This is a genomic window from Nonomuraea insulae (assembly GCF_042656245.1).
On record NZ_JBHSPA010000035.1, the window covers coordinates 104,941 to 130,633 of the forward strand.

Annotated in this window: 20 protein-coding genes and 1 pseudogene; 15 read left to right on the plus strand and 6 right to left on the minus strand. The window is 70.7% G+C overall.

From position 1 onward, the window contains the following. Positions 1-117: 117 nt before the first annotated feature. The 6 genes and pseudogenes from ACFPZ3_RS30320 (at position 118) to ACFPZ3_RS30345 (ending at position 4,667) form a co-directional block, all read left to right on the plus strand. The gene (locus ACFPZ3_RS30320; RefSeq protein WP_379517684.1) at positions 118-834 is read left to right on the plus strand and encodes a FadR/GntR family transcriptional regulator; all 717 of its coding nucleotides are present in this window, start codon (positions 118-120) and stop codon (positions 832-834) included. A 16-nt stretch (positions 835-850) separates the two neighbouring features. Beyond that, positions 851-1,615: an enoyl-CoA hydratase/isomerase family protein gene (locus tag ACFPZ3_RS30325; protein ID WP_379517685.1), complete on the plus strand. Its 765-nt coding sequence runs from the start codon at positions 851-853 to the stop codon at positions 1,613-1,615. A gap of 67 nt (positions 1,616-1,682) precedes the next feature. Continuing rightward, positions 1,683-2,663 (plus strand): annotated as a pseudogene (locus tag ACFPZ3_RS30330) (CaiB/BaiF CoA transferase family protein); the annotation flags it as partial. 131 nt (positions 2,664-2,794) lie between these two features. Further along, positions 2,795-2,920 (plus strand): hypothetical protein, encoded by a 126-nt coding sequence (locus ACFPZ3_RS30335; protein ID WP_379517687.1) that lies wholly within the window; start codon positions 2,795-2,797, stop codon positions 2,918-2,920. Next, positions 2,917-3,621 (plus strand): SDR family NAD(P)-dependent oxidoreductase, encoded by a 705-nt coding sequence (locus ACFPZ3_RS30340; RefSeq protein ID WP_379517688.1) that lies wholly within the window; start codon positions 2,917-2,919, stop codon positions 3,619-3,621. Before ACFPZ3_RS30335 ends, ACFPZ3_RS30340 begins: the two co-directional genes overlap by 4 nt. Further along, positions 3,618-4,667 carry an aldose 1-epimerase family protein gene (locus ACFPZ3_RS30345; protein WP_379517689.1) on the plus strand — a complete coding sequence of 350 codons (1,050 nt, stop codon included), beginning with the start codon at positions 3,618-3,620 and terminating at the stop codon, positions 4,665-4,667. The genes ACFPZ3_RS30340 and ACFPZ3_RS30345 overlap by 4 nt, the downstream gene beginning before the upstream one ends. On the opposite strand, the gene ACFPZ3_RS30350 is transcribed toward ACFPZ3_RS30345, so the two are convergent. Continuing rightward, on the minus strand, positions 4,664-5,491 hold the full coding sequence (locus ACFPZ3_RS30350; protein WP_379517690.1) for an amidohydrolase family protein: 828 nt from the start codon (positions 5,489-5,491) through the stop codon (positions 4,664-4,666). The two genes, ACFPZ3_RS30345 and ACFPZ3_RS30350, sit on opposite strands and share 4 nt — an antisense overlap. Positions 5,492-5,542: 51 nt before the next feature. Here ACFPZ3_RS30350 and ACFPZ3_RS30355 point away from each other — a divergent pair, with 51 nt between their 5' ends. After that, positions 5,543-7,957, plus strand: coding sequence for a glycoside hydrolase family 95 protein (locus ACFPZ3_RS30355; protein ID WP_379517691.1), 2,415 nt, complete (start codon positions 5,543-5,545; stop codon positions 7,955-7,957). 19 nt (positions 7,958-7,976) lie between these two features. Here ACFPZ3_RS30355 and ACFPZ3_RS30360 read toward each other — a convergent pair whose 3' ends face one another. Next, positions 7,977-9,053, minus strand: a complete 1,077-nt coding sequence (locus ACFPZ3_RS30360; protein ID WP_379517692.1) for an FCD domain-containing protein — start codon at positions 9,051-9,053, stop codon at positions 7,977-7,979. A 161-nt stretch (positions 9,054-9,214) separates the two neighbouring features. Between ACFPZ3_RS30360 and ACFPZ3_RS30365 the strand changes: the two genes are divergently transcribed. The 7 genes from ACFPZ3_RS30365 to ACFPZ3_RS30395 all read left to right on the plus strand — a co-directional run bounded on the left by ACFPZ3_RS30365 (position 9,215) and on the right by ACFPZ3_RS30395 (position 19,792). Then, a complete protein-coding gene (locus tag ACFPZ3_RS30365; RefSeq protein WP_379517693.1) occupies positions 9,215-10,486 on the plus strand; it encodes an ABC transporter substrate-binding protein in 1,272 nt (423 codons plus the stop codon). Continuing rightward, positions 10,483-11,412 carry a carbohydrate ABC transporter permease gene (locus tag ACFPZ3_RS30370; protein WP_379517694.1) on the plus strand — a complete coding sequence of 310 codons (930 nt, stop codon included), beginning with the start codon at positions 10,483-10,485 and terminating at the stop codon, positions 11,410-11,412. Before ACFPZ3_RS30365 ends, ACFPZ3_RS30370 begins: the two co-directional genes overlap by 4 nt. Then, complete coding sequence (locus ACFPZ3_RS30375; protein WP_379517695.1) at positions 11,409-12,215, plus strand: carbohydrate ABC transporter permease; 807 nt, start codon at positions 11,409-11,411, stop codon at positions 12,213-12,215. The genes ACFPZ3_RS30370 and ACFPZ3_RS30375 overlap by 4 nt, the downstream gene beginning before the upstream one ends. A gap of 2 nt (positions 12,216-12,217) precedes the next feature. Beyond that, complete coding sequence (locus ACFPZ3_RS30380) at positions 12,218-14,125, plus strand: DUF8034 domain-containing protein (RefSeq protein WP_379517696.1); 1,908 nt, start codon at positions 12,218-12,220, stop codon at positions 14,123-14,125. Positions 14,126-14,154: 29 nt separating this feature from the next. Next, positions 14,155-14,922 (plus strand): RraA family protein, encoded by a 768-nt coding sequence (locus tag ACFPZ3_RS30385; protein WP_379517697.1) that lies wholly within the window; start codon positions 14,155-14,157, stop codon positions 14,920-14,922. Continuing rightward, entirely contained in the window at positions 14,919-16,739 is a 1,821-nt protein-coding gene (locus tag ACFPZ3_RS30390; RefSeq protein ID WP_379517698.1) for a right-handed parallel beta-helix repeat-containing protein, read from the plus strand. The genes ACFPZ3_RS30385 and ACFPZ3_RS30390 overlap by 4 nt, the downstream gene beginning before the upstream one ends. Before the next feature lie 92 nt (positions 16,740-16,831). Further along, on the plus strand, positions 16,832-19,792 hold the full coding sequence (locus ACFPZ3_RS30395; RefSeq protein ID WP_379517699.1) for a glycosyl hydrolase: 2,961 nt from the start codon (positions 16,832-16,834) through the stop codon (positions 19,790-19,792). Positions 19,793-19,825: 33 nt separating this feature from the next. On the opposite strand, the gene ACFPZ3_RS30400 is transcribed toward ACFPZ3_RS30395, so the two are convergent. Next, positions 19,826-21,358: an alpha/beta fold hydrolase gene (locus tag ACFPZ3_RS30400; RefSeq protein WP_379517700.1), complete on the minus strand. Its 1,533-nt coding sequence runs from the start codon at positions 21,356-21,358 to the stop codon at positions 19,826-19,828. A 131-nt stretch (positions 21,359-21,489) separates the two neighbouring features. Between ACFPZ3_RS30400 and ACFPZ3_RS30405 the strand changes: the two genes are divergently transcribed. Continuing rightward, positions 21,490-22,512 carry a LacI family DNA-binding transcriptional regulator gene (locus tag ACFPZ3_RS30405; RefSeq protein ID WP_379517701.1) on the plus strand — a complete coding sequence of 341 codons (1,023 nt, stop codon included), beginning with the start codon at positions 21,490-21,492 and terminating at the stop codon, positions 22,510-22,512. A 98-nt stretch (positions 22,513-22,610) separates the two neighbouring features. Here ACFPZ3_RS30405 and ACFPZ3_RS30410 read toward each other — a convergent pair whose 3' ends face one another. The 3 genes from ACFPZ3_RS30410 to ACFPZ3_RS30420 all read right to left on the minus strand — a co-directional run bounded on the left by ACFPZ3_RS30410 (position 22,611) and on the right by ACFPZ3_RS30420 (position 25,693). Next, a complete protein-coding gene (locus ACFPZ3_RS30410) occupies positions 22,611-23,909 on the minus strand; it encodes a helicase-associated domain-containing protein (RefSeq protein ID WP_379517702.1) in 1,299 nt (432 codons plus the stop codon). A gap of 80 nt (positions 23,910-23,989) precedes the next feature. Next, complete coding sequence (locus ACFPZ3_RS30415; protein WP_379517703.1) at positions 23,990-24,853, minus strand: nucleoside hydrolase; 864 nt, start codon at positions 24,851-24,853, stop codon at positions 23,990-23,992. Between the two features lie 21 nt (positions 24,854-24,874). Further along, the gene (locus ACFPZ3_RS30420; RefSeq protein WP_379517704.1) at positions 24,875-25,693 is read right to left on the minus strand and encodes a carbohydrate ABC transporter permease; all 819 of its coding nucleotides are present in this window, start codon (positions 25,691-25,693) and stop codon (positions 24,875-24,877) included.

Below are 25,693 nucleotides of genomic sequence, written 5' to 3' on the forward strand. Positions count from 1 at the left end.
ACCACTTCGCAGAAAGGTACTACCAAGTCGCCTCAATGTCACTTCATCGGATGAAAATCTAACTTCATCAGATGAAGGACTATGAAAACCCGTGCGCTCGGGATAGCGTGCGGAGCCGTGGCAAACGATTCCCAGCGGGACTCGGCCCGGCATGTCCAGGTCGTCCGCGCCCTCGGCGCCCGCATCGTCGGCGGCACGATCGACCCCGGCTCGTCCATCCCCATCGAGGAGGAGCTGGTCGGCGAGCTCGGTGTGGGCCGCTCCGCCGTACGGGAGGGCGTGAAGGTCCTGGCCGGGAAGGGCCTGCTGGAGACCAGGAGGAGCGCGGGCACGATCGTGCGCCCCCGCGAGTCCTGGAACCTGCTCGACGCCGACGTGCTGAGCTGGCGCTTCGAGCCCGAGCCCCAGCCAGGGGACATCCGGGTCCTGGCCGACCTGCGGGTCGCGCTGGAGCCCGGGGCGGCGAGGGTGGCGGCCGAGCGGGCGGACGCGGCGGCCGTGCGGCGCATCGACGAGGCCATGGCCGCGCTCTACGCCACGGCCGACGACCCCGAGCCGTTCATCGAGGCCGACCTGGCCTTCCACAAGGCGGTCTTCGCCGCCGCCGACAACGACCTGCTGCTCTACATCTACGACATGATCAGCATCGCCCTGCGGTCCGTGCGCCAGGTGCACACCCGCTCGGTGGCGCACAACAAGGAAACGCTGCCCGGTCACGAGCGCGTGGCTCAGGCGATCAGGCGCCGGCATCACCGCAAGGCCGAGGAGGCCATGCGCGTCGTGGTCGAAGTGGCCCGTGCCGACGCCGAGCAGCACGCACATCTCTGCTGTTAGTGAGAAAGAGTCTCTCTTGGACGTCCTCCTCGACGTCGACGGTCCGGTGGCCGTCGTCACCCTCAACAGACCCGCCAAGCTCAACGCCATCACACCCGACATGGCCGCCGCGCTGCGTGCCTGCCTGACCCGGGTCGACACCGATCCCGGCATCAGAGTGGCCGTCCTCACCGGCGCGGGCGAACGCTCGTTCTGCGTCGGCAGCGACATCCGTGAGCTCGACGAGTACGCCACCCCGTGGGAGTTCCGCAACAGGGGCGACTACGGCGACGCCGTACGTGCCCTGCGCAAGCCCGTCATCGCGGCCGTCAACGGCTACGCCTACGGCGGCGGCCTGGAGCTGGCCATGGCCTGCGACATCCGCCTGGCCGCAGAGAGCGCGACGTTCGCCGCCCCGGAGATCAAGCTGGGCTGGATCGGCGGCAGCGGCCAGTCCGCGCTGCTGGCCCACGCGGTCGGCCCGACCAACGCGGCCACCATGCTGCTCACCGGCGACCCCATCGACGCGGCCCGCGCGCAGGCGTGGGGGCTGGTCACCGACGTGCATCCGCTGGAGGAGCTGGTGAAGGCGGCGACGACGCTGGCCGCCACCATCGCCAAGCGCCCGCCGATCGCCGCCCAGAGCGCCAAGGCCAACCTCAAGGCCGCCTACTCGATGCCGCTCGACCAGGCCATCCAGTACGAGCGCGACCTGCAGACCGTCTGCTTCGCCACCGCCGACGCCGCCGAGGGCAGGGCCGCGTTCGCCGCCCGCCGCGAGCCCGTCTTCGAGGGGCGCTGACATGGGTGTGCTCGACGGTTACCGCGTGGTGGACCTGTCCATCGCGATGGCGGGCCCGCTGGCCGCCATGCGGCTGGGCGACCTGGGCGCGGACGTGGTCAAGGTGGAGCCGGTCTCCGGCGAGTGGCAGCGGCACGCCCCCGCGGGCGGCGCGACCGGCAACGGGGTCAACGCCTCGTTCCTGTCGCTCAACCGCAACAAGCGCAGCCTCGCCGTCAACCTCAAGTCCGACGAGGGCCGCGAGATCGTGCACCGGCTGGCGGCCACGGCGGATGTGTTCCTGCAGAACTACCGGCCGGGCGTGGCCGAGCGGCTGGGCATGGACTACGACACGATCAGCGGGCTCAACCCCTCCATCGTGTACGTCTCGATGTCCGGCTACGGCGAGAGCGGCCCGTACATCTCGCGCCCAGGCCAGGACCTGCTGCTCCAGGCCATGAGCGGCGCCATGCTGAGCACCGGCCGCGAGGGCGACCCGCCCGTGCCCGCCGGCTCGTACGCGATCGACGCCATCACCGCCTACAGCGCGTTCGAGGGCGCGCTGGCCGCGCTGCTGCACCGCGAGCGCACCGGCGAGGGCCAGCGGGTGAGCGTCAACATGCTGGACGCGGCGGTCGCCGTGCAGATGCAGGAGTTGTCGATCTACACGGTCGGCGGGATCCCGCAGCGGCGCGGGCGCGAGCCGCACGGCCACACCTACATCCGGGCCCCGTACGGCGTGTTCGCCACGAAGGACGGCTACATCGCGCTCGGCATGCCGAGGCTCGACGGGCTGGCCGTGGCGCTGGACCTGCCGGAGCTGGCCGAGATGGACGGCGACGCCGACGGCCACACCAGGCGCGACGAGATCACCGCGCTGGTGGCCGCCCGCCTGCCGGAGCGCACGACGGCCGAGTGGCTGGAGATCTGCGCCCGCCACGACCTGTGGGCCGGCCCGGTGTACGGCTACGCCGACCTGGTCAACGACCCCCAGGTCAAGCACAACGGCTCGTTCGTCACCTACGAGCACCGCACGGAGGGCACGGTCACCACGCCCGGCTTCCCTTACGGCTTCAGCGCCACCCCGCCCGAGGTGCGCAGGGGCGCCCCGCTCGTCGGCGAGCACACCAGGGAGCTCCTCCAGGAGCTCGGCTACCCGCCGGAGCGCGCGGCCGAGCTGGCGGCGGAGGGCGTGCTGGCATGCGAGGACTGACCTGGGACCATCCGCGCGGGTACGCGCCCCTGGACGAGCTGACGCGGCTCGACCTGGCCGGCGCGAACCCGTACGGGGACGTGCCGGAGCCGATCGAGTGGAGGAACATATGAGCACGGCGCTCGTCACAGGCGCCGCCGGAGCGCTCGGCCGCGCGATCGTGCGCCGCCTGGCCGCCGACGGCCATCAGGTGGCGGCACTCGACGTCGACGCGGGCGGCCTGGAAGGCGCGCTCAACCTGAAGACCGACCTGCGCGACGCGGCGGCCATCGAGGTCGCGTTCGCCGAGACGGCCGCGAAGCTGGGCCCGGTCGGCATCCTCGTCAACAACGCCGCGATCTATCCGGCCCGGCCGTTCCTGGAGGTGCCGACGGCGGAGTACGACGAGGTCGTCGCGGTCAACCAGCGCGCCTACTGGTTGTGCGCCCAGCACGCGGCCCGCCAGATGATCGGGCTGGGCGGCGGCGCGATCGTCAACGTCGCCTCGATCACCATGCACGGCGGCTGGTACGACCTGGCCGCCTACGTCTCCACCAAGGGCGCGGCGGCCTCCTTCACCAGGGCGCTGGCCCGCGAGCTCGGCCCGGAGGAGATCCGGGTCAACTGCGTCTCCCCCGGCGCGTTCCCGACGGCGGCGGAGGAGATCCACGAGGATCTGGAGGCGTACAACCGGATGGTGCTGGAGCGGCAGGCGCTGCAGCGGCGTGGCACGCCGGAGGAGCTGGCCGCCGTGGTGTCGTTCCTGACCGGGCCGGACGCCTCGTTCGTCACGGGCCAGAGCATCGAAGTCAACGGAGGGTGGGTGATGGCGTGAGGCCGAACCGCAGGCGGCTGGCCGAGCTGACCGGCGACCTGAGCGCGGCCGGCGGGGTCCGGCTGGTGACGCTGGGCGACGGCGTGGAGCGCGGGATCAGGACGCTGGAGTTCAGGACCGGCACGGGGCTGGCGTTCGACGTGCTGGTGGACAGGTGCATGGACATCGGGCACGCCGAGCACGCCGGGCGCTCGTTCGGCTGGCGCTCCCCCACCGGGTTCCGGCATCCGGGTCTGCACGAGAACAACGACGAGGACGGGCTGTCGTGGCTGCGCTCGTTCTCCGGGCTGATCGTGACGGCCGGGCTCGACCACACGTTGTTCGGCGACGCCGTGCCCGGCGACGGCTACCGGTATCCGCCGCGTGAGTCCGTCCGCCATGGGCTGCACGGCCGCGCCGGCAACCTGCCCGCCAAGCTGAGCGGCTACGGCGAGCGGTGGGACGGCGAGCGCTGCGTGTTGTGGGCCGAGGGCGAGGTGCGCCAGGCCGCGGTGTTCGCCGAGAACCTGCGCATGGTCCGGCGGATCGAGGCCGATCTGGGCGGCGACGAGATCCGGCTGATCGACACCGTGACCAACCACGGCTTCGAGCCGACCCCGCACATGTACCTGTACCACATCAACCTGGGCTGGCCGCTGCTCGACGAGGGCGCCAGGTTCGAGGCCGACATCCGTGAGACGCTCTGGCAGAGCGACAGCGTCGCCGAGCAGAAGGCCGACCACCTCACCTTCCCCGGGCCCGTTCCGGGGTTCGTGGAGCAGGTGTACGAGCACGCGCTCGTCCCCCGGCCCGACGGGCTGCACCGGGTGGCCGTGGTCAACGAGCGGCTCGGCATGCGGGTGGCCCTGGAGTGGCGGGCGGCGGAGTTCCCGTACTTCTTCGAGTGGATGAACCTGCGCTCGGGCAACTACGCGGTCGGGCTGGAGCCGTCCACGCACCACGTGTCGGGCGACGCGGCGGCCAGGCGGGACGGCAGCATGATCTGGCTGGAGCCGCAGGAGTCGCGCAGCTATCACACGACGTTCCGCGTGGAGGCCGCCCCCTAAATCTGGTACGCGCGGCGCGCCGTCCCGGCGAAGACGTCGGCCCGCTCGCCCTCCGACAGCCCGGCACACAACTCGTCCGCGGCCCCGGCGACCCCGTCGTACCCGGCCGCGAGCAGGCAGACCGGCCAGTCGGAGCCGAACATCACCCGTTCCGGCCCGAACGCCTCCAGCACCACCTCCACGTACGGCCGCAGGTCCGCCACCTGCCACGACGCCCAGTCGGCCTCGGTGACCATGCCGGACAACTTGCAGTAGACGTTCGGGTGCGCGGCCAGCTCCAGGATCCGCCCGCGCCACGGCTCCAGCTCGCCGGAGGCGATCGGCGGCTTGGACAGGTGGTCCAGCACGAACGTCAGCTCCGGCAGCGCGGCCACCGTGTCGACGGCGGCCGGGAGCTGGTGCGGCAGCGTCAGCAGGTCGAACGCCAGCCCGGCGGCGGCCACGGCGGCCAGCCCGCGGCGCACGTCGGGACGGTTGAGCCAGGCCGGGTCGGGCTCGGACTGCACGCCGTGCCGCACGCCCACCAGCCCCTCCGGCAGGGCGGCCAGGGTGTCGGCGGCGTCGGGCGCGGTCACGTCCACCCATCCGACCACTCCGGCGACCAATGCGGACCCGGCGGCCAGGGTCAGGAACTCCCGCGTCTCCTCCAGGTCGGGCAGCACCTGCACCAGCACGGTTCCGGTCACACCCGCCGCGGCGGCCGGCGCGGCGAGGTCGTCGAGCGTGAACGTGCGGCGTACGGGCGCCATCTTGGCGGAGTCCAGCCAGGTGTGCGGCCGGACGGACAGGTCCCAGACGTGGTGGTGGGCATCGATGCGACTCACGCCACGCAAGCTAGCAGACATCCCACCTTTCCCCCCACAATAGGAGTGAAAATGACCACCGACGGCTACACTCGGCGAGGCGTGCTGGCGACCGGTTTAGGAGCGGCGGCGGCCGGATCCCTGCTCGCGAGCGGGGTCGGCACCGGCACCGCCTGGGCGGACGGCACGCAGGGCAACCCGCTCACCCTCTGGTACACCCGCCCCGCCACCGTATGGCTGGAGGCGCTGCCGATCGGCTGCGGGCGGCTCGGCGCGATGGTGTTCGGCGGCGTGGACACCGAGCGCCTGCAGCTCAACGAGGACAGCATCTGGGCCGGCGGGCCCCACACCTACGACAACCCCGAGGCGCTGGCCGCCCTCCCCCAGATCAGGCAGTGGGTCTGGGAGGACAAGTGGCAGGCGGCGCAGAACCTGGCCGACCAGAAGTTCCTCGGCAAGCCCAGCGAGCAGGCGCCCTACCAGGTGCTCGGCGACCTCACGCTGACCTTCCCCGGCTCCGCGGAGTTCACCGAGTACCGCAGGGAGCTCGACCTGACCAGCGCCGTCACCAAGGTGACGTACGTGCGCGACGGTGTGCGGCACACCCGTGAGGTCTTCGCCAGCAACCCCGACCAGGTCATCGTCGTCCGGCACACGGCCGACAAGCCCGGCTCGGTGACGTTCCAGGCGGCCTTCTCCAGCCTCCAGAGCACCACCGCGTCGGCGGCCGGGCGCGCCACGATCGCGCTCGACGGGGTCAGCGGCGACACCCAGGGGCTGAAGGGCGAGGTCCGCTTCCGCGCCCTGGCCAAGGCCGAGGCCAAGGGCGGCACCGTCAGGACCGACGGGGGCACGCTGTCGGTCGAGGGGGCCGACGAGGTCACGCTGCTGATCTCCCTGGGCTCCAGCTACCGCTCCTTCAAGGACGTCGGCGGTGACCCGAACGCGGTGGCCGAGCGGCATCTGGTGAAGGCGAGCGGGCGGCCGTACGAGGTGCTGCGGCGCAAGCACGTGCAGGACTATCACCGGCTGTTCGGGCGGGTCGAGATCAACCTGGGCACCTCGGAGGCGGTCGCGCTGCCCACCGACGAGCGCATCGCCCGCAAGCAGCTCGACACGGACCCGCAGCTCGCCGCGCTCTACTTCCAGTATGGCCGCTACCTGCTGATCTCCAGCTCCCGCTCCCCCGGCTACGCCGCCAACCTCCAGGGCGTCTGGAACGACTCGCTCGCGCCGGCGTGGGAGTCCAAGTACACCATCAACATCAACCTGGAGATGAACTACTGGCCGGCCGCGCCCGGCAACCTCATCGAGTGCATGGACCCGCTGTTCGACCTGATCAAGGACCTGGCCGAGTCGGGCGCGCGGACCGCGAAGACGCAGTACGGGGCGGCCGGCTGGGTGGCCCACCACAACACCGACGGCTGGCGCGGCACCGCGCCCGTGGACTTCGCCTTCTACGGCGTGTGGCCGAGCGGCGGGGCCTGGTTGTGCCTGACGTTGTGGGAGCGCTACCTCTACACCGGCGACGAGCGGCGGCTGCGCGAGCACTTCCCGCTGATCAAGGGCTCGGTGGAGTTCTTCCTCGACACGCTGCAGACCGACCCCAGGACCGGCTACCTGGTGACGAACCCCTCGCACTCGCCCGAGGTCGGGCACCACGAGGACGGCGGGGAGAACGTCAGCATCTGCGCGGGCCCGACCATGGACATGCAGATCCTGCGGGACCTGTTCGGCGCCTTCGAGGAGGCCTCGGAGATCCTCGGGGTGGAGGCGGACATGCGAGCCCGCGTCAAGGAGGCGCGGGGCAGGTTCGTGCCCACCCAGGTCGGGCATCTCGGGCAGATCCAGGAGTGGCAGGAGGACTACCGGGGGGACGCGGCGCTGTCGCGCTCCCGGCACACCTCACACCTGTGGGGGCTCTTCCCCGGCCACCAGATCGACCCCCGCCTGACCCCGGACCTCGCCCAGGCCGCCCGGCGGACGCTGGAGCTGCGGGGAGAGGCGGGGGCCGGGTGGTCGCTGGCCTGGAAGATCAACTTCTGGGCCCGGCTGCTGGACGCGGCCGCGGCGTACACGCGGCTGTCCAACCTGCTGGTGCCCGCGCGTACGGCGCCCAACATGTTCGACCTGCACCCGCCGTTCCAGATCGACGGCAACTTCGGCGGCACCTCGGGCATCACGGAGATGTTGCTGCAGAGCCACGGGGACCAGGTGCATCTGCTGCCCGCCCTGCCCGCCGCCTGGCCCGCCGGGTCGTTCAAGGGATTGCGGGCCCGTGGCGGGTTCGAGGTGGACCTGGAGTGGGACGGCGGTCTGCGCCGCGGCCGCATCCGCTCCGACCTGGGACGCAAGCTGACGCTCCGCACGGCCGCGCCCGTCACGGTCACCGAACGCGGCAGGCCGGTCAAGGTGGAGCGCCCGGAGGCGGGCGTGGTCGTCTTCGAGACGCGCAAGGGCGCGTCGTACGACCTCACGCCCGCCTGAGGCGATGAGACCCGCCCGGCTACCCCTCCGTGGCCGGGCGGGACCGTGGGCGGGTGCGGGAGGCCTCACCGCGGGCGTGGGCGGCGAACAGGCGGGCCGCTTCGTCCGGGTCGCCCGAGGCCAGCGCCGCCACCAGGTCGTCGTGGTGACCCGCCATCGCCGACCAGTCACCGTCGTAGAGCGGGTTGCCCACCACGTGCAGGCCCCACAGGTTCGACTCGATCGTCCGCCACAACCGCAGCAGATAGGAGTTTCCGCAGGTAGCGCAGACGCGCCGATGGAAGGCCAGGTCCGCGTCGCGGAAGGCCCCGATGTCACCGTCGCGGGCCGCTTTCCGCATGGCCAGGACGTCGGCCGAGAGCTGGCTCAACGTGTCGGGCTGGATGCGGACGGCGGCCCCGCGTGCGGCATACTCCTCCAGCAACACCCTGATGTCGCGCACCTCCCGAGCCTGCTCGTCCGAGATCTCCGCGACGTAGCTGCCCCGGTTGGGATAGGAGATGACCAGCCCCTCGTGCGCCAACCGCTTGATCGCCTCCCTGGCCGGGGCCTGGCTGGTGCCGACCTGGCGGGCGATCTCCGCCTCCACCAGCCGCTGCCCCGCGACCAGCTCCCCGGCGACGATCCAGCCGCGCAGCAGCGCGTAGACGCGGTCCGACAGCAGCTCCCTGGGCAGCAGCCGGGCCGTGGGCGGCGCGACCGCCTGCTCCTGCCAGATGCGCGCCACCGTGGACTGCGAGAGCCCGAGCTGGGCGGCCATCGTCCGGGTGGAGGGCACGGCGGCCCCGCCGGCCGCGGCGGCGATCACGCGCTCGGCCTCCTGCCGTTCCTCGCTGCGCGGGCGGCCGGGACGGGGCGCGTCCGCGAGGCCGTCGAGGCCGCGCTCGACGAAGCGGGCGCGCCACTTCGCGACCGTCGCCGGGCTCACCGCGAGCTGGGTCGCGATCTCCTTGCGGTTCAGCCCATCGGCGCAGGCCAGTACGATGCGGCTGCGCAGCGCCAGGCCTCCGCCCCGCTCCGGCGCCGCCTGCTCCCGCAGGGTGGAGAGCTCCTCCGCACCCAATATCAGCCGATTGTCGTCTTCGTGTCCAGCCACAGGCCCACCTTAACGTACTTATGACTCAGTAATCCGCTGGACACATATTTGTAGCGTCACGTTTCCCCTTGACGGGCCCATGTGACCAACGTATTAAATAATCGCTAATCGAGTATCGACCCATTAAAAGGCGTCGCAGATCTCGCCCCCTTGGAGGTGCGATGCGTTCCCCCCGTTCATCCCTCGCCCTGTCAGCCTTCGGCTGTCTTCTCCTGCTCACCGGCTGCGGCGGGGGCGGCTTCGCCGGCGACTCCCAGGCGCAGCAGAGCGAGGGCGGCCAGGCCACCGTTCGGATGCTGGTCAACATCAGCCCGAACCTCACCCAGGCGTACTGGGATGGCCTGGTCAAGCCGTTCGAGCAGGCCAACCCCGGCATCGACGTCAAGATCGAGGCGCCGACCGGCAAGGGCGTGGCCGACACGCTGCCGCAGCAGCTCGCCGCCGGCAACGCGCCCGACGTGGTCGAGACGCTGATGGCGGACGAGACACTGGCCAAGCAGATGCTCGACCTGACCGACCAGCCGTGGACGAAGGACACGCCGCTGGCCGAGCAGGCCAAGCTGGGCGGCAAGATCTACTCGGTCGGCGTCGGCGTGCAGGCCCAGTCGCTGGTCTTCTACAACAAGGCCGCCTTCGACAAGGCCGGGATCAAGGAGATGCCGGCCACGTTCGACGAGCTCGACGCGGCCATGGGCAAGCTCAAGGACGCCGGCTACCTGCCGCTGCAGACCGGCGGCGACTTCCTGACCGGCCTGCAGCTCCTGCAGTTGTCCAACCCGAGCCGGGCCCAGACCCACCCCGCCTGGCAGCAGGACGTCAAGGGCGGCAAGATCAAGGCGGGCGAGTCGCTGCTGCCCTACCTGGAGCGCTACCGCACCTGGATCGACAAGGGCTACGTCGACAAGAACGCCCTCGGCATGAAGTACGCCGACGCCGAGACCCAGTTCCTGACCGGCAAGTCCGGCATGTACGTGATGGGCAGCTGGTTCACCGCCACCGAGGCCAAGGCCAAGAAGGACTTCGAGATCGGCGTCTTCCCGGCCCCGGTCGACAAGGGCCAGACCTACCCCGGCCCGCAGGGGGCCACGCTCGCGGCGCCGTACATGATCCTCAAGTCCACCCCGCAGAAGGACGCGGCGCTCAAGCTCGTCCAGTGGCTGGTCACCGACCCGGCGGCGGTCAAGAGCCAGCTCGCGCAGGACGGCAACTTCCGCACCGGCGTCGAGCGCGAGTTCTCCCCGCTGGAGAAGCAGGTGCAGGAGATCCTGGACAAGGCCCCGCAGGGTGTCCCCCAGGGTGAGGGATACGGCGACGCCACCCTCCCCAAGGGCTTCAACGCCGCCTGGAACACCGAGGTCCAGGGCCTGTACGTGGGCAAGTCCCCCAAGGAAGTGGCCGAGGGCGTGGACCGCTGGCTGGCCGGACGATCATGACCCTCACCCGAGAGGCGCCCCCCGTCGTCAAACCCCCGATACGGGAGCGCAGGAGAGGCCAGGACGGGCTGGCCAACACCCTGATGGTCGCCCCCGCCACGATCCTCTACGTGGTGATGCTGATCATCCCGGTCGTCCTGGCCCTCTACCTGAGCCTGACCGACTGGGACGGCTTCAGCGCCAACCCGGCCTTCGTCGCCGCCGACAACTACGTCACCCTGCTGAGCGACCCCGAGCTGCGACGCGCCTCGCTGGTCACCCTGCTGGTCGCGGCGGCGGGCACGGCCGGGCTGAACCTGCTCGGCCTGGGCTTCGCCCTCCTGGTCAACGGCGCCTCGAAGGCGAACACGTTCTTCCGGATCGTGCTGTTCTACCCGCACGTGCTCAGCGCCCTGGTGGTCGGCTTCCTCTGGTCGGCCATCCTCGGCACCACCGGCGCGGTCAACAACCTGATCACGACCTGGGGCGCCGAGGTGATCCCGTTCCTGTCGGACCCGACCTGGGCCACGGTCACCATGATCGCCGTCCTGGTCTGGGCCGGGTTCGGCGTCAACGTGGTGCTGTATCTCGCGGGCCTCCAGGCGGTGCCGCACTCGCTGATCGAGGCGGCCAGGATCGACGGGGCCACGCGCTGGCAGGTGTTCAGGAACGTGACGCTGCCCGCGCTGGGGCCGTCGGTGACCGTGAACATCGTGTTGTCGCTGGTGACGCTGCTGAAGACGTACGACCTGGTGGTCTCGCTGACGGCGGGCGGCCCGGCCGGGCAGACGCAGACCGTCGCCTACCTGATCCTCTGGAACTCCTTCCACGACGCCCGCCTCGGCTTCGGCTCGGCGCAGTCGGTGATCCTCATGATCGTGACCGCGGTGCTGGCCTTCGTGGTGACCAAGCTGCGCAGGCGCGGCGAGCTGGCGGTGCACCAGTGAAGAAGACGTTCCTCTGGGCGACCGTCGCCTTCATGCTCATCCCCCTGTACGTCCTGACCGCCAACGCGTTCAAGGGCCAGCAGGACATCCTGGCCAACCCCTTCGGCCTCGGCGGCCTGACGCTCGAACCGCTGGGCAGGGCGCTGACGAACCCGCAGTTCAACGTGTTCAAGGGCTACGCGATCACGCTGCTGTTCGTGGTGGCCGTCAACGTGCTGTCGGTGGGCCTGGCCGCCCCGGCCGCGTACGTGATCGCGCGCAGCACGAAGCGCCGCTTCCGCGTCCTCATGCTGTTCTTCCTGGCCGGCACGTTCATCCCGGGCCAGGTGCTGGTCATCCCCGTCGTGTACGTGCTCAAGACGCTCGGCCTGATGGGCACCATCCAGGGTTTCGTGCTGTTCGAGACCACGCTCACGATCCCGTTCTCGATCTTCCTGTACGCGGGCTACATCGCCACCATCCCCTCCGTGCTCGACCAGGCGGCGGCCGTGGACGGGGCGAGCCGGCTGCGTACGTTCTGGCAGATCGTCTTCCCGCTGATGCGGCCCGCGGTCGCCACGATGATCATCCTCAACACCTTCTCGGTGTGGAACGACTTCGTGAACCCGCAGATCATCCTGGGCCCCGGCAGCGGTCTCTACACCGTCACCACCGGCGTCTACGCGGCGGTCAGCCAGTACTCCACCGACTACACGGTGGTCTTCCCGACGCTGTTGCTGGCGATCGCGCCTCTGCTGATCTTCTTCGTCTTCATGCAACGGCACATCATCAGCGGCCTCACAGCAGGGGCCACGAAAGGGTGAACATGCGCGAGATCAAGGCGACCGTGCCACTCGGTGTGCCGCCGGCCTGGGCGGTGCTGGAGCGCCGGCTGTTCGACGCCCTCGACGAGGCCTGGCGGGCGTTCGCGGCCCGCTACTGCGCCCCGGACGGGCGGCTGGTCTACCACGGGCCCGCCGCCGACCGGGACGGAGCCGACGACTTCTACGAGGCGTTCTTCAACTGGCCCACCCTCTACCAGCTCGGCGGCGCCGACGACCTGCTGGACGCCGCCAAGCACCACTGGGAGGGCGTCACCACGCAGCTCACCGAGCTGGGCTACCTGGTGGACGAGTACGAGCGCGGCTATGACTGGTTCCACCAGGGCGAGTCGATGCTGCTGTTCTACGGCATCTGCGCCGCGGACCCGCGCGACGAGCGCTTCCGCGAGCGCGCCCGCCGCTTCGCCGACCTGTACCTGCCCGGCTCGGCCAACTACGACGCCGAGCACGACATCATCCGCGCCCCGCACAACGGCGGCGGCGGCCCCCGCTACGGCCTGCAGTGGGAGTGGGCCTCCTACCACACGGACCTGACCAGCATGCGGCCGTTCGGCCTGCCGCTGCGCGACCTGCCGGGCATCACCCAGTGGGAGGACCTGGCCGACCCGCACAACGCCGCCCGCATGGGCGCGGCGATGAGCGAGCGCATCGGCCGCGGCGACGTGGCCGTCAACCTGGCCGCGACCAGCCTGACCGTCAACGCCTGGCTGTACGACGGCGACGACCGCTACCGCGACTGGGCGCTGCGCTACATCGACGCCTGGCAGCGCAGGGCCGAGGCCAACGACGGGATCCTGCCCGACAACGTGGGCCCGTCCGGCGTGGTCGGCGAGCTGCACGGCGGCCGCTGGTACGGCGGCAACTACGGCTGGCAGTGGCCGCACGGCCTCTACAGCGTCGGCGCCGCCGCCGCGGTCGCCGCGGTCAACGCCCACCTGCTGACCGGCGACGACGCCGCCCTCGCGATCGGCCGCGACCCCCTGGAGATCGTGTACGGCCGCGCCACCCAGGCCGCCGTGACCGAGACCGAGATGAGCATCAGCGACCGCTGGCTGGCGGAGCTGGGCGACGAGGCCGGCAAGCCGACCATGCTGGTGCCCAACCGGCACGACGACCAGGGCTGGTTCGACTTCCAGCCGCCGCAGCTCGGCCTGCCCATCTGGCTCTGGCACATGTCGCAGGGGACGGCGGACTCCGACCGGCTCGACCGGGTGCGCGACGGCTCGGGCTACGACTGGACGACCGTGCGGCCCTTCCGCAACAAGGAGGAGGCCGGGCACGAGGCGCCCTGGCTGGAGTACCTGCGCGGCGTCAACCCCGCCTTCCCCGAGCGCATGCTCACCACCGCGCTCGGCCAGGTGCAGCGCCGCATGGCGCTCATCGACGCGGACGAGGCCGACCTGGCCACCATCCACGTGCACCACTGGCAGCGGCTGAACCCCGTGGTCACCGAGGCGCTGCTGCAACTCGTCACCGGCACCCCGCAGGTGCTCTACAACGGCGGTCTGCTGCCCACCCGGCTGGCCTACTTCGACGCCGACCGCGACCGGCCAGGACTGCCGGAGGACGTGGCCGCGCTGGTCGACTCGGTACGCCCCGACGGCGCCTCGGTGGAGCTGGTCAACCTGAGCCTCAGCCGCACCCGCAAGGTCGTGGTGCAGGCGGGCCAGTTCGGCGAGGACCGCATCGACCGCGCGGTCGTCTCCCGTGCGAGCGGCGACGACTACCCCGGCGACCCGCGCGGCTACACCTCACCCACCATCACCGAGACCGAGCAGGAGGTGACGGTGGACGGCCCGCGCCTGCTGGTGGAGCTGCCGCCCGGCCGCCGCATCCGGCTCGACCTGCACACGACCGCGCGCGTCCGCCCGCCGTCGCACCAGCACCTCTGACACCGCACCCAGTTCTACTGAGGAGTTACATGGACGACGCCATCTGGGATCTGCCCGTTCGCGGGGAGTTGCCCGCCGAACCGGATCCCGCCCTCGTGGAGGGGCTGTCCCGGATCAGCTCGGCCACCGCCTGCGCCAAGCTGCACGCGCAGGGCATCCGGCGCACCTTCATCGAGGGGCCGCGTCCCATCGCGCAAGGACAGAAGATCGCCGGCCGGGTGCGCACGTTGCAGTTCATGCCGCAGCGCGAGGACATCGCCTCCGGGCTCGGCCAGGAGTACGTCGAGCGGCACACGGCCCTCTGGCACGTGCTGGAGGACATCCAGCCCGGTGACGTGCTGGTCGTGCAGGCCTACGGCAGCGCGTACACCGGCTGCTTCGGCGACATGCTGGTCCGCTACTTCAAGCGCAGGGGCGGCGCCGGCATCGTCGTGGACGGCCGGATCAGGGACTCCCCCCGGGTGAGCGAGCTCGGCGTGCCGATCTGGAGCACGGGCTCCACGCCTCACTACGCCTCGCAGGCGGAGCTGTTCCCGTGGGCGTACGACGTGCCGGTGGCCGTGGGCGGCGCGCTCGCGCTGCCCGGCGACCTGTGCGTGGCCGACGACGACGGCGCCGTGGTGGTGCCGCTGCGCCGTGCCGATGCGGTGCTGGAGGCCGCGGCCGACCACGAGCAGTGGGAGCGCTTCAGCCGGGCCCGCATCGAGGAGGGCGCGACCCTCTCCGACTACTACCCACTCACCCCCGATACCCGCGCCGAGTACGAACGGTGGCGGGACATTAAGGAGAGCCAGTGATCCTCCGCTCCATAGGCGCCGTGGTCTTACTGCTGGGCGGTCTGACAGTACCGACGCAGGCAGCGGCCGCCGGTAAGACCTGCGACTACTACGTCGCCCCGTCGGGCACCGACAAGGGCGACGGTAGTGCCAGGAAACCGTGGAAGTCCATCGAGCAGGCTCGCGACCAGCTCAGAGCCAAGAAGATCAAGAACTGCGACGTCGTGGTCAACGTCAAGGCCGGCGACTACGTGGTCGACAAGACCATCGAGTTCACCGAGGCCGACTCCGGCCAGAACGGCCACAAGATCACCTACCGCAGCGCGGACGGCCCCGGCAAGGCCCGCCTGCTGGGCGCCAAGCCGCTCACCGGCTGGGAGAAGTACAAGGACAACATCTACAAGACCAAGGTCGACCGGAACTTCTACACCCTCTTCGAGGACGGCGCGCGCGCCACCACCGCCCGCTACCCGAACAGGACCAGCGACTCCCTCTGGTCGCCGTACCTGTTCTCGGTGACGCCGGAGGGCGAGTACATGGCCCAGCACAACTGGCTGTTCTTCGACCCCAAGGACGTCCCCGTCGAGTGGGACGCCGACTTCGACAAGAACGCCCAGATCGTCGTCTGGTCGGGCGGGTCGTGGAGCTGGTTCAGCGACACCATTCCGCTGGGCGGCGCCGACTTCCGCAAGAACTTCTTCACCTTCAACTACTCCTCCCGCTTCGCCCTGGTCAACAGCCGCAGCGGCTCGCGCTACTTCCTGCAGAACACGCTGCGCTTCCTCGACCAGCCGGGTGAGTACTACTTCGACTTCGCCAACAGCGAGGTCTACTACTGGCCGAAGACCTCGATCGACAAGGTCATGGCGCCCACCGTCAAGACCCTCATCTCGATGAAGGGCTCCTCGCCCGAGCACCGGGTGCAGAACCTCGCCTTCGACGGGCTGTCCCTGCAGTACTCCGACTTCGTCGACTGGTACCGCTACGGGTGGAACGACTCGGGCGACTCCGGCGTCGCGCACAAGTACCCGGTCTACGACCGGCAGATCGAGCTGCCGCGCAACAGGTTCGGCATGATCACGCTGGAGAACACCCGCGACATCGACCTGACCAAGCTCCACATCTCGGACAGCGGTTTCACGGGCATCTTCATGCTCTTCGCCAACGAGCGGGTCAAGGTGGCCGACAGCCTGCTGGACAACATCGGCGGCGACGGCATCAAGGTGGAGGGCGGCTATCCCGGCGAAGGGGACATCTCCGGGCACCACACCTTCAGCAACAACTACATCTACCACGTCGGCGAGCTCGTCCCCGGTGACGCGTCCGGCCTGGAGCTGATGAGCACCGGCAACAACACGGTCACCAACATGGTGGTCAAGCACAGCGCCCGCTACGGCATCAGCCTGGAGGTCCGCCCCGAGATCGCGAACGCGGACAACTACGCCCGCAACAACCGCTTCTCCTACATCCGCCTGGAGGAGGCCGGCCTCGACAGCGGTGACATGGGCGCCTTCTACACCTACGGCGTGCACAACGTCGAACCGCACCCGATCGACAACTACGTCGACCAGATGGTGATCGGCGACGTCATCAACGACCCGGCCGGCGCGATGCCGGACTCCGGCACGCGTGGTGTGCACATGGACGCCGGTGGCTGCGGCTTCGCCATCTCCAACGTCGAGGTGGGCAAGACCAGCGACCAGAGTTACCAGGCGTACCAGTGCAACGAGGTGACGAACGCCGACTGGGCCGACGGCTTCGACAAGTCCAAGATGGAGTACGACAAGATCGGCGTGACGGGCGCGTTCCCGTACCCGATCCCGGGCAGCACTTCCTGAGCTGCCCCCTCTGACCGGGGCGCCGGGCCTGGTGGTCCGGCGCCCCGACCAACCGGCGATCCCCCCTGCAGGACCGGCTTCCTGGAGCGCCCGTGAACCTCCCCCACCCCCCTCACCTCCCCTCCTCGCACACCGACCTCCCTCCCACGCACACCCGCCGTGGCTTTCTCGCGCTTGGCGCGGCGACCGCTGCCGCCGCCACGGTCTCCTTCGGCGGCGCCGCCGCCGCGGCCTCCACCGCCTCCCGGCCCTCAGCCGCCTGGTTCGCCCGGCCGCGTCCCGAGGTGCGGCCGATGGTGCGGTGGTGGTGGCCCGACGCGCACGTCGATCCCGCCGAGATCCGGCGCGAGGTGGACCAGCTCGCCGACGCGGGCTTCGGCGGCGCGGAGATCGCGGCCGTCCACCACAGCATCCGCGACAAGTCCGTGCTCGACCCGGCCGGCCACGGCTGGGGCACCCCCGCCTGGAACACCGCCGTCGAAGCCGCACTCGACCAGGCCGCCGAACGTGGCATCACCATCGACCTGACGATCGGCCCCTCCTGGCCGGCCGCGGTCCCCACCATCACCCCGTCCAGCCCGGCCGCCGCCAAGGAGCTGGCCCACGGATCCGTCACCGTCGCGGGCGCCTACTCCGGCCCCGTGCCGCCACCGGCCGTCGCCGGGCATCCCGAGCACGAGCTGCTCCTCGTCCAGGCCGCCAGGATCGACCCCGCCAACAACACCCGCGACGAGACGGGCCTCGACCCCGCCTCCGTCGTGAACGTTCCCGTGACCGGCGCAACGATCACCTGGACCGCGCCCGACGAGGGCGAATGGCTGCTGATCTCCTACTGGCAGCGCGGCTCCGGCCAGCGCCCAGAGTCGGGCCCGCACACCGCGCCCGAGTCGTACGTCGTGGACCACTTCAGCCGCGCGGGCACCCAGGCGGTGATCGACTTCTGGGAGTCGAACCTGCTCACCCCCGCCATCCGCAAGCTGCTGCGGCGCGCGGGCGGGGCGCTGTTCGAGGACTCCATCGAGATCGAGAGCGACGCGCTCCCCTGGACTCCCGGCCTGCCCGCCGAGTTCGAGCGCCGGCGCGGGTATGCGCTGGCGCCCTTCCTCCCGGTGATCGTCCTCGCGGACGAGGACCCCGTCTTCGCCTTCGACCCCGTCCTGACCCGGCACGCCCGCAAGGACTACTGGGACACCGTCTCCGAGCTGTTCAACCAGCACCACTTCACGATGGTGCGCGACTGGGCGCACTCGCTCGGGCTGCGGTTGCGGGCGCAGCCGTACGGGCTGCAGACCGACGCCATCGAGGCGGCGGCCATCCTTGACGTGCCCGAGGGCGAGTCGCTGGGCTTCAAGAACCTCGACGACTACCGCTGCCTGGCCGGGGGCCGGGACATGGCCGGGCACGAGGTGCTGTCCTGCGAGGCCGGGGCGTACCAGGGTGGCGCGTACACGACGACCTGGAAGAAGCTGCTGCGCACGATGGGCGGAGCCTACGCGGCGGGCCTGAACCAGACGGTGCTGCACGGCTTCTCGTACGCCAGCGCGCCCGGGGCGGCGTGGCCGGGGTTCGCGGCGTTCACGCCGTACAACGGGACGGTGGGCTATTCGGAATCGTGGGGCCCGCGCCAGCCCACCTGGAACCACATCAACGACATTGCCGGATATTTCGCGCGAATTCACTTGATCATGCGACAGGGTGCCCCGCGAGCCGATGTGGCCGTTCTCCGGCAGACCGGCTACACCAAGACCGGCATCGGCGCGGCCTGGTTCACCGCGAGCGGCATCCCGAGCGGCTGGACCCACCAGTTCGTCAGCGGCCCCCTGCTCGACCTGCCCGGCGCCCGGGTCAGAGGCGGGCGGCTGGGGTCGCCCGCCTACAAGGCGGTGTTCGTGGAGGGCGACCGCTTCTACGCCTCCGAATGCACGATGACGCTCGCCACGGCCGGGCGGCTGCTGGAGTACGCGCGGGCGGGCCTGCCCATCGTGCTGCTCGGCGCCTGGGAATCGGCCTCGGTGCCCGGTGTCGCCCGCGACGGCGACAACGAACGGCTCCGCGCCCTCCTCGCGGACCTGCTGGCCGAGCCGACGGTGCGGACGGTCGCGGCGGCGGCGGACGTGCCCACCGCCCTCGCCTCGCTCGGGGTGCACCCCGACATCCGGTACGCCACCCCGTCCACCCTGCTCACCATGCGCCGCGTGGACGGGGAGGTGGACTACTACTACCTGTGCAACGGCAAGCACCAGGAGAACGCCAAACCGCCCGTCACCCCCATCGACCACGAGGTCACACTGGCCCGCACGGCCCATGACGGCGTCCCGTACCTCCTCGACCCTTGGACGGGACGGGCCTCGCGGATCGCGCGGTACGCGGAGGACGGCGAGGGCGTCCGCCTGCGCGTGACCCTCCAGCCGGGCCAGGCGAACCTCGTGGCCATCGGCCGCCCCGGGCTGTTCGGCGACGAGGCGGGCCGGCGGGCGCATGTCACGGACACCGACGCCGACGTCGCCAGATTCTCCGGCCGCCGCCTGCTCATCCGCGCCACCCGCTCCGGCGCCTACACCACCACCCTCTCCGACGGCCGCACGTTCACCACCGCCATCGGCCCCGTCCCCTCCCCCGTCCCGCTCTCCTCGTGGCGGCTGCGGGTGGAGGACCGGTCCCCCTCGAAGACCACGCACTCCGTGACCCTGGACCGGCTGCTCCCCTGGACGGAGATCCCTGAGCTGGCCGACGCGTCAGGGATCGGCTCCTACACCACCACGGTCGAACTGGACGGGACGGGCGCCTACCTGGAGCTGGGCGAGGTCACCGACACCTGCCGCGTGACCGTCAACGACCGGCGCCTCGACCCCGTGGACCAGATCCACCCCGTCATCGACCTCGGCCCATACCTCAGACGCGGCACCAACACCATCGAGGTGGAGGTGGCGACGCCGCTGGGCAACCGGCTCAGGGTGGCGGACCCGGCCGTGTACGCCGGACTGGCCCGCCAGCCGTACGGCCTACTCGGCCCGGTCAGGCTGGTGCCGTACGGGGAGGCCCAGGTCCGGTAACGTCCGCTGAGCACGGACCGGCCGCCTCCTTGGTCAGCCCGTGACCTTCATGCCCGGGCAACCTGCGTCGATCCGGCCCGTTTCGAAGTACTTCACCACGTCGGCGGCGCACTCGGGCACGCGGGTGGTCGAGACGTGCACGTCGTCGGCGACCTTGTAGACGGTGCCGCCGATGGCGCGGCGGGTCTGCAGCGTCCAGTCGTAGACGGACATGAACTCATACAGGTGCCCGGCCAGCACCAGTGACCCGCTGACCCGCTTCAGCGTGCCGGGCTGCGCCGGCAGCGGCCAGCCGGAGCACATATCGGCCGGTCGCCAGGCCCGGCCGGTCGCCGGGAGGCGCTTCAGGAGCTGCCGGTAGGCACGCCAGGAGGCGTCGAAACCGGCCCGGCTGCTGTCCTCGTTGCACGCGACCGCCCAGTTCATGGTCCTGTTCAGCATCTCGGGCGCGCCGGGCACGGGCGTTCCATCCATTGGCGCGCCCAGCAACTCCTTGACGGCGGGCGGGGCGGTGGCGCCCTCCGCCGTCCGCAGCTCGGACAGCGCCTTGCCCGCGCGCGCCCACTCGGTCGAGTTCCGGATGGCCAGGTCGGCGACGGCCGAGCCGTCGATCGGCCGCTGCAGGTCGGTGTAGGTCTTGGGGCTCCTGTCGTACGCGCTGACCATCTTGGCCACCTGCTCGCGCACCTGCCGGGCGGTGGCGCCCAGGCCGTAGGTCTCCTCGCGGTGGGACAGCCAGGCGGCCATGCGCCCGAAGTCGCGATCGGCCGCCTCCGCGCTCCCCTTGATGTGCCTGTCGAAACGGGTCCACGGCGGCGCCACGCTGTCCAGGAAGACTCGCCCGGTGTGCCCGGGGAACAGGCTCCGGTACACCGCGCCCAGATAGGTGCCCCAGGAGAAGCCGAGCAGGTTGAGCGTGCGCTCATCCAGCGCGGTCCGTACCAGGTCCAGGTCCTTGGCCACGTTGTCGGTGGTGAGCTGTCCGAGGAAGGCCGGGTCGGAGCTGCCGCACTTCTGGTTGGCGGCGACCTGGGCGTCGTGCATCTTCCTGGCCGTCTCCTTGGTCAGCGGGCCCGGCTGCTGCGGGCCTCCCAGCGGGGACGGGCAGGCGACCTTGGTGCTGTACCCCACCCCGCGGGGGTCGAAGCCGATGATGTCGTATCGCTCGTTGAGCTTGCCCATCTCCTCGTTCCTGAGCGCGGACCGCATGATCGGGTCCAGATATCCGCTGTTTCCCGGCCCTCCGGGCAGGACGGCGACGGAGCCAAGCCGGTTGGCCTCGTCCGTGGCGGCCAGCCGAGTCACCGCGATGTCGATCTCCCGCCCGCCGGGGTCGCGGTGATTCAGCGGGACACTGACCGTCCCGCACTCCAGACGCTTCATCAGGGTGTGGAAGGCCGGAACCTGCTCCTCCGTCACGCCCAGGCTCCTGATCACCTCATCGGAGTAGGCCGGGCAGGATTTCCACTCCACGGCGGGCCCAGTCGGGCTGGCGCTCACCGCGGAAGGATGCGCCACCAGCCCCGCCGCCAGCGCCAGCGCTGTCAGTGCTGTTCTGTACGTCATGCGGACCATCGATAGCCCAGTGGTTGTTTCCCTGCCGTTTCCGCTGCCGCCGAGGAGGCCGGAAAAGCGGTAGGCCAAGGGGTGAGGGCAGGCCCGTAAGCTGTCTGCGTGAGAGCCGGGGTGAGACGCGCGTGGTGACGCGCAACGACGTGGCACGCCTGGCGGGCACGTCGCCCGCCGTGGTCAGCTACGTGATGAACAACGGGCCCAAGCCCGTCTCCGCGGCGGCCAGGCAGCGGGTGCTGGCCGCGGTGAAGGAGCTCGGCTACCGGCCCAACGCGGTGGCCAGGTCGCTGCGCTCACGGCGTACGTGGACCATCGGCGTGATCGCCTCCGACAGCGCGGGCGGCACCAGCCCATTCTTCGGCCAGTTCACCCGGGCCTGCGAGGAGGTGGCCTGGCAGCGGGGCTATTCGGTGCTGCTGGGCAACTCCGCCGAGGACCCGGCGCGGGCGGAGGGCTATGTGCGGCGCTTCATGGAGCATCAGGTGGACGGGCTGGTCCTGATGCGGGTCCCGGTCTCGCCCGACCGCGCCGAGGAGATGCGCGGCCGCGTCCCGGTGGTCACCATCGACCACTCCGCACCGCCGCACTTCTCCCGGCTGGCGGTTGACGACGAGGAGGGCGGCTACCAGGCCACCCGTCACCTCCTCGAACACGGCCACCGCCGCATCGGCTTCGTCGGCGGCCCGCTGGACATCACCCCCGTCGGCCTCAGGGCCGAAGGCCGGCGCCGAGCGCTGAGAGAAGCCGGGCTCACCGGGGAGGGGCCGGTCGCGGAGGGGGAGCTGAGTTTGGAAGGCGGCTACGACGCCGCGCTGCGCCTCCTGCGATCTTCGGCCGACCGCCCCACGGCCCTGTTCGCCTCGATCGACGACCAGGCCATCGGCGCCATGCGCGCCGCCGCCGACCTCGGGCTGCGGGTGCCGGAGGACGTGGCGGTGGTGGGGTTCGACGGGGCGAGGGAGGCCGCGTACACGGTGCCGGGGTTGACCACGATCAGCCAGCCGATCGACGAGATGGCCCGCCACGCCACGGAGACCCTGGTCGGAGCCATCGAGCAGGAGAACGCGGCACCCCTCATCAAGATCTTCTCCGCCACCCTGGTGCCCCGCGGCTCCTGCGGCTGCCCCGAACCCCGGGGCCGTGGTTAGGTCCGGCAGCAGGTGGCCGGAATCGTCGGTGACGACCTGTCCGAGCTCATGAGTGGACGGCCACCTGGAGCATCCGCGACCTACGCGAGTGATTTCGTCTACAGGACGTAGCCGAGGGACTTCGCCGCTCTGCGGAAGGCGGCCTCGTTCTCGGGGGACACGACGAGGTGACGGTCGCCAAGGAGGCGGCACAGTTTGCCGGCCTTGCGGTCGCCCGCGACGAGGGCCGCGGTCGCCGCGTCGTCGGCCTCGATCAGGCGTACCAGTCCCCGGTCCCGTACCCGGCGGGCCTGGCGCTCCACGTCCTTGAGGAGCGTGGCCACGGTGTCGGGCAGTGTCTGCCCGTTCCGCTCGGCCAGGAACGTCCGCAGTCGTTCCAGGTCGTCGCCCTTGCCGAGCGCCTCCCGGAGTGATCGGGCCGACAGCGTCCAGACGCGGTCGGAGGTCTGCTCGGCGTAGGCGTCGAGGGTCAGCCGATCCACCGGCGGCAGGGTGCCGGTGACGACGACGTCGAAGTTCGGCAGCACCTTGAGCGTCCGGTCGGTCGTGGTCTCGGGCGCGTCGTAGGTGTCGCTGAGCTCGAGCGCGTAGGAGCCCAGGCCGTTGAGCCGGATGGCTCGCAGCCCGTCGTAGCGGCTCAGCCGCTCCAGGTCATCGGATCCCCAGTTGCCGTGGTAGTCCTCTCGCGCCCCTTCGGGCTCGACGTAGGCCACGTCGAGCAGGCCGAGCGTCGCGGCGTACTCGAATGCCACGGCGAGCGTGTAGCGGCCCTCAAGGATCGGCCAGTCGCCGAAGCCGTCGTATCCCAGGCTGCCGTACTGCGGGTCCAGGAGGTACAGCTTCCACATCGCCCGTGCGTTGCGCGCGATCACCGGATCGAGCCCGTGCCCGCGCATCAGAGCGAACAGGTCGTCGATCGCCACCCACTCGCCCGGCTCGCACAACCTCAGTGCGGCGGCGACCTTCTGCCGGCGTGACTTCACCGCGGTCAGAACGTTCTTGCCGCGCTGACCCTTGATCTCTTCGATCCGGCTGAACTCGTCGATCAGCGCGTTGCCCACCCAGCGTCGCCACAGATCCCTGATGGTCTCCGCGGTGGGCTTGGTGAGTGCCGCACGCCCGCGTACGGTCAACCGCAACTTGCCCTCTGTCAGCGTGGCCAGTCCGCCGGCCTGCAGTAAGAGCGGCCAGGCGAACGCCGCGATCGCCTCCCCCGCGTAGAAGTCACCCTCGGCCAGGACCGAGGCCACGGCCGTCACCGTCGCCGCGCCCGGCCGCCGCGTCTTCTCGCCGCACCGCAACTTTCCCGCCACGCAGAGCTGCAGCACGGCCCGCAGGTTGGCCTGGGCCTCCGCCTCGGTCATCCGTACCGTTGCCGCGTCATCGTCGAACTTCACACGCCGACTGTAGACACAAGGCGCGGTCGTCGATGCCATGATCCCCTCGGAGACCGGCCAAGGTGCGCGGTAACGGCCGCTCAGCTCACCTGCCCCGTGGCGGCGATGCGGCGGACGATCTCCTGGGCGACCTGGCGCACCGGGGCGGAGGTCGTGATCCGGGTGCGCCCGCCCTCTGGTTCGAACGTGCTGGATCCGTCCTCCCCCACCACGACCCGGCCCTCAGGGCTGAACGCGAACAGCTCCGGGACCAGCATCGTCAGGACGGTGATCGGGTCGTGGGGGCAGTTCCACTCCGACTTCCAGAACCGCCACCATTGCTCGATCTCCGCTTTGAGGGCTTCCCCCAGGGGCCCGGCCTCGGCGATGGCGGCCACGTCGTCGGCGTCCATCCGTACGGTCGTGGTGATCTCCAGGCCGGTCACCGTGATCGGGGCGCCCGAGCCGAAGACGACGGCGGCCGCCTCCGGGTCGCATTTGAGGTTGTGTTCGGGGGCGGGGTCGTCGAAGCGGCCGCCCATGATCCAGAGATGCCGGACGTCCCGCGCGAAGGACGGCGCGGCGGTGACGGCACGGGCGATGTTGGTGAGCGGCCCGACCGCCACGACGTCCACTTCCCCGGGCGCGCTCGTCACCTGGTCCACCAGGTACGCCACAGCGTCCCCCTCATCCGCCTTCTCGGAGGAGAGGTCGGGGAACAGCCGGCCCTCGTGCCCGGCCCACCAGACCTCCCGTGAGGTCAGGGTCTCGGCGGAGCCTGGCAGGACGGTCAGGGACCGGGAGGCCAGGCGGGCCAGGCGCTTGGTCAGGCGGGCGCGGAGGAGCGTGTCGCCGTACACGGTGGTGCAGCCGAGCAGGTCCACCTCCGGCGAGCCGAGCAGGACGGCGAGCGCCAGCGCGTCGTCCACGTCGGTGCCGATGTCGGTGTCGAAGATGACGTGCATGGTGACCTTTCTGAAAGGCTGCTACTTGAGGCCGGTGGTCGCGATGGACTGGGTGAAGTGTCGCTGGAAGCGCAGGATGATCAGCAGGGGGATGACGGTCAGGACGATGGACCCCGCGAAGACCTGGCCGTAGTCGATGGTGAACTGGCCGCGCATGTTGGCCAGCGCGATCGGTCCGAGCTGGTGGGCGGCGTCGGTGCCGATGAGCAGCGGCCAGACGTACGACTGCCATTGGAAGATGAACAGCGTCAGCCCGGCGCTCACCAGGGCGGGCCGTGAGAGCGGCAGGTAGATGCGGGCGAACACGCCGAACCAGCCCAGGCCGTCGATGCGGGCGGCCTCGACCAGGTCGCCGGGGATGGCCAGGAAGAACTGGCGCAGCAGGAAGATGGCCAGGCCGTGGCCCAGCCCGGGGAGGATGAGGCCGGCGTAGGTGTTGGTCAGGTCCCAGTCGCGGAAGAGGGTGGCGAGCGGGATCGCGATCGCGTCGAACGGGATGAGGAAGCTGAGCACGACGATGGCGAACAGGGCTCCCTGGCCTCTGAAGCGCAGTGCGGAGAGCCCGAACGCGGCGGCTGCCGAGATGAGCAGGCCGAGCCCGACCGTGACCAGGGCCACGAGGATGGAGTTGAGGATGGAGCGGCCGAAGTCGCCGGTGGCCAGGGCGGCGTAGTTGGCGAGGGTGGGATCCCCGGGCACGAAGGTCTCCCAGGACAGGCGGGAGATGTGCTGGAAGATCTCCGAGCCGCCGCGCAGCGAGCTGGACAACGCCCAGAGCAGGGGCAGCGCGAAGGCCAGGCCGATGAGCGTGGCGAGCAGGGTGTAGAGGCGTCTGGACAC

What these genes read in the sequence shown, in the direction of transcription:
- ACFPZ3_RS30365 (WP_379517693.1), top strand. Translation starts at nt 9,215, where the DNA reads ATGCGTTCCCCCCGTTCATCCCTCGCCCTGTCAGCCTTCGGCTGTCTT.
- ACFPZ3_RS30400 (WP_379517700.1), bottom strand. Translation starts at nt 21,358, where the DNA reads ATGACGTACAGAACAGCACTGACAGCGCTGGCGCTGGCGGCGGGGCTG.
- ACFPZ3_RS30340 (WP_379517688.1), top strand. Translation starts at nt 2,917, where the DNA reads ATGAGCACGGCGCTCGTCACAGGCGCCGCCGGAGCGCTCGGCCGCGCG.
- ACFPZ3_RS30415 (WP_379517703.1), bottom strand. Translation starts at nt 24,853, where the DNA reads ATGCACGTCATCTTCGACACCGACATCGGCACCGACGTGGACGACGCG.
- ACFPZ3_RS30335 (WP_379517687.1), top strand. Translation starts at nt 2,795, where the DNA reads ATGCGAGGACTGACCTGGGACCATCCGCGCGGGTACGCGCCCCTGGAC.
- ACFPZ3_RS30370 (WP_379517694.1), top strand. Translation starts at nt 10,483, where the DNA reads ATGACCCTCACCCGAGAGGCGCCCCCCGTCGTCAAACCCCCGATACGG.
- ACFPZ3_RS30355 (WP_379517691.1), top strand. Translation starts at nt 5,543, where the DNA reads ATGACCACCGACGGCTACACTCGGCGAGGCGTGCTGGCGACCGGTTTA.
- ACFPZ3_RS30380 (WP_379517696.1), top strand. Translation starts at nt 12,218, where the DNA reads ATGCGCGAGATCAAGGCGACCGTGCCACTCGGTGTGCCGCCGGCCTGG.
- ACFPZ3_RS30385 (WP_379517697.1), top strand. Translation starts at nt 14,155, where the DNA reads ATGGACGACGCCATCTGGGATCTGCCCGTTCGCGGGGAGTTGCCCGCC.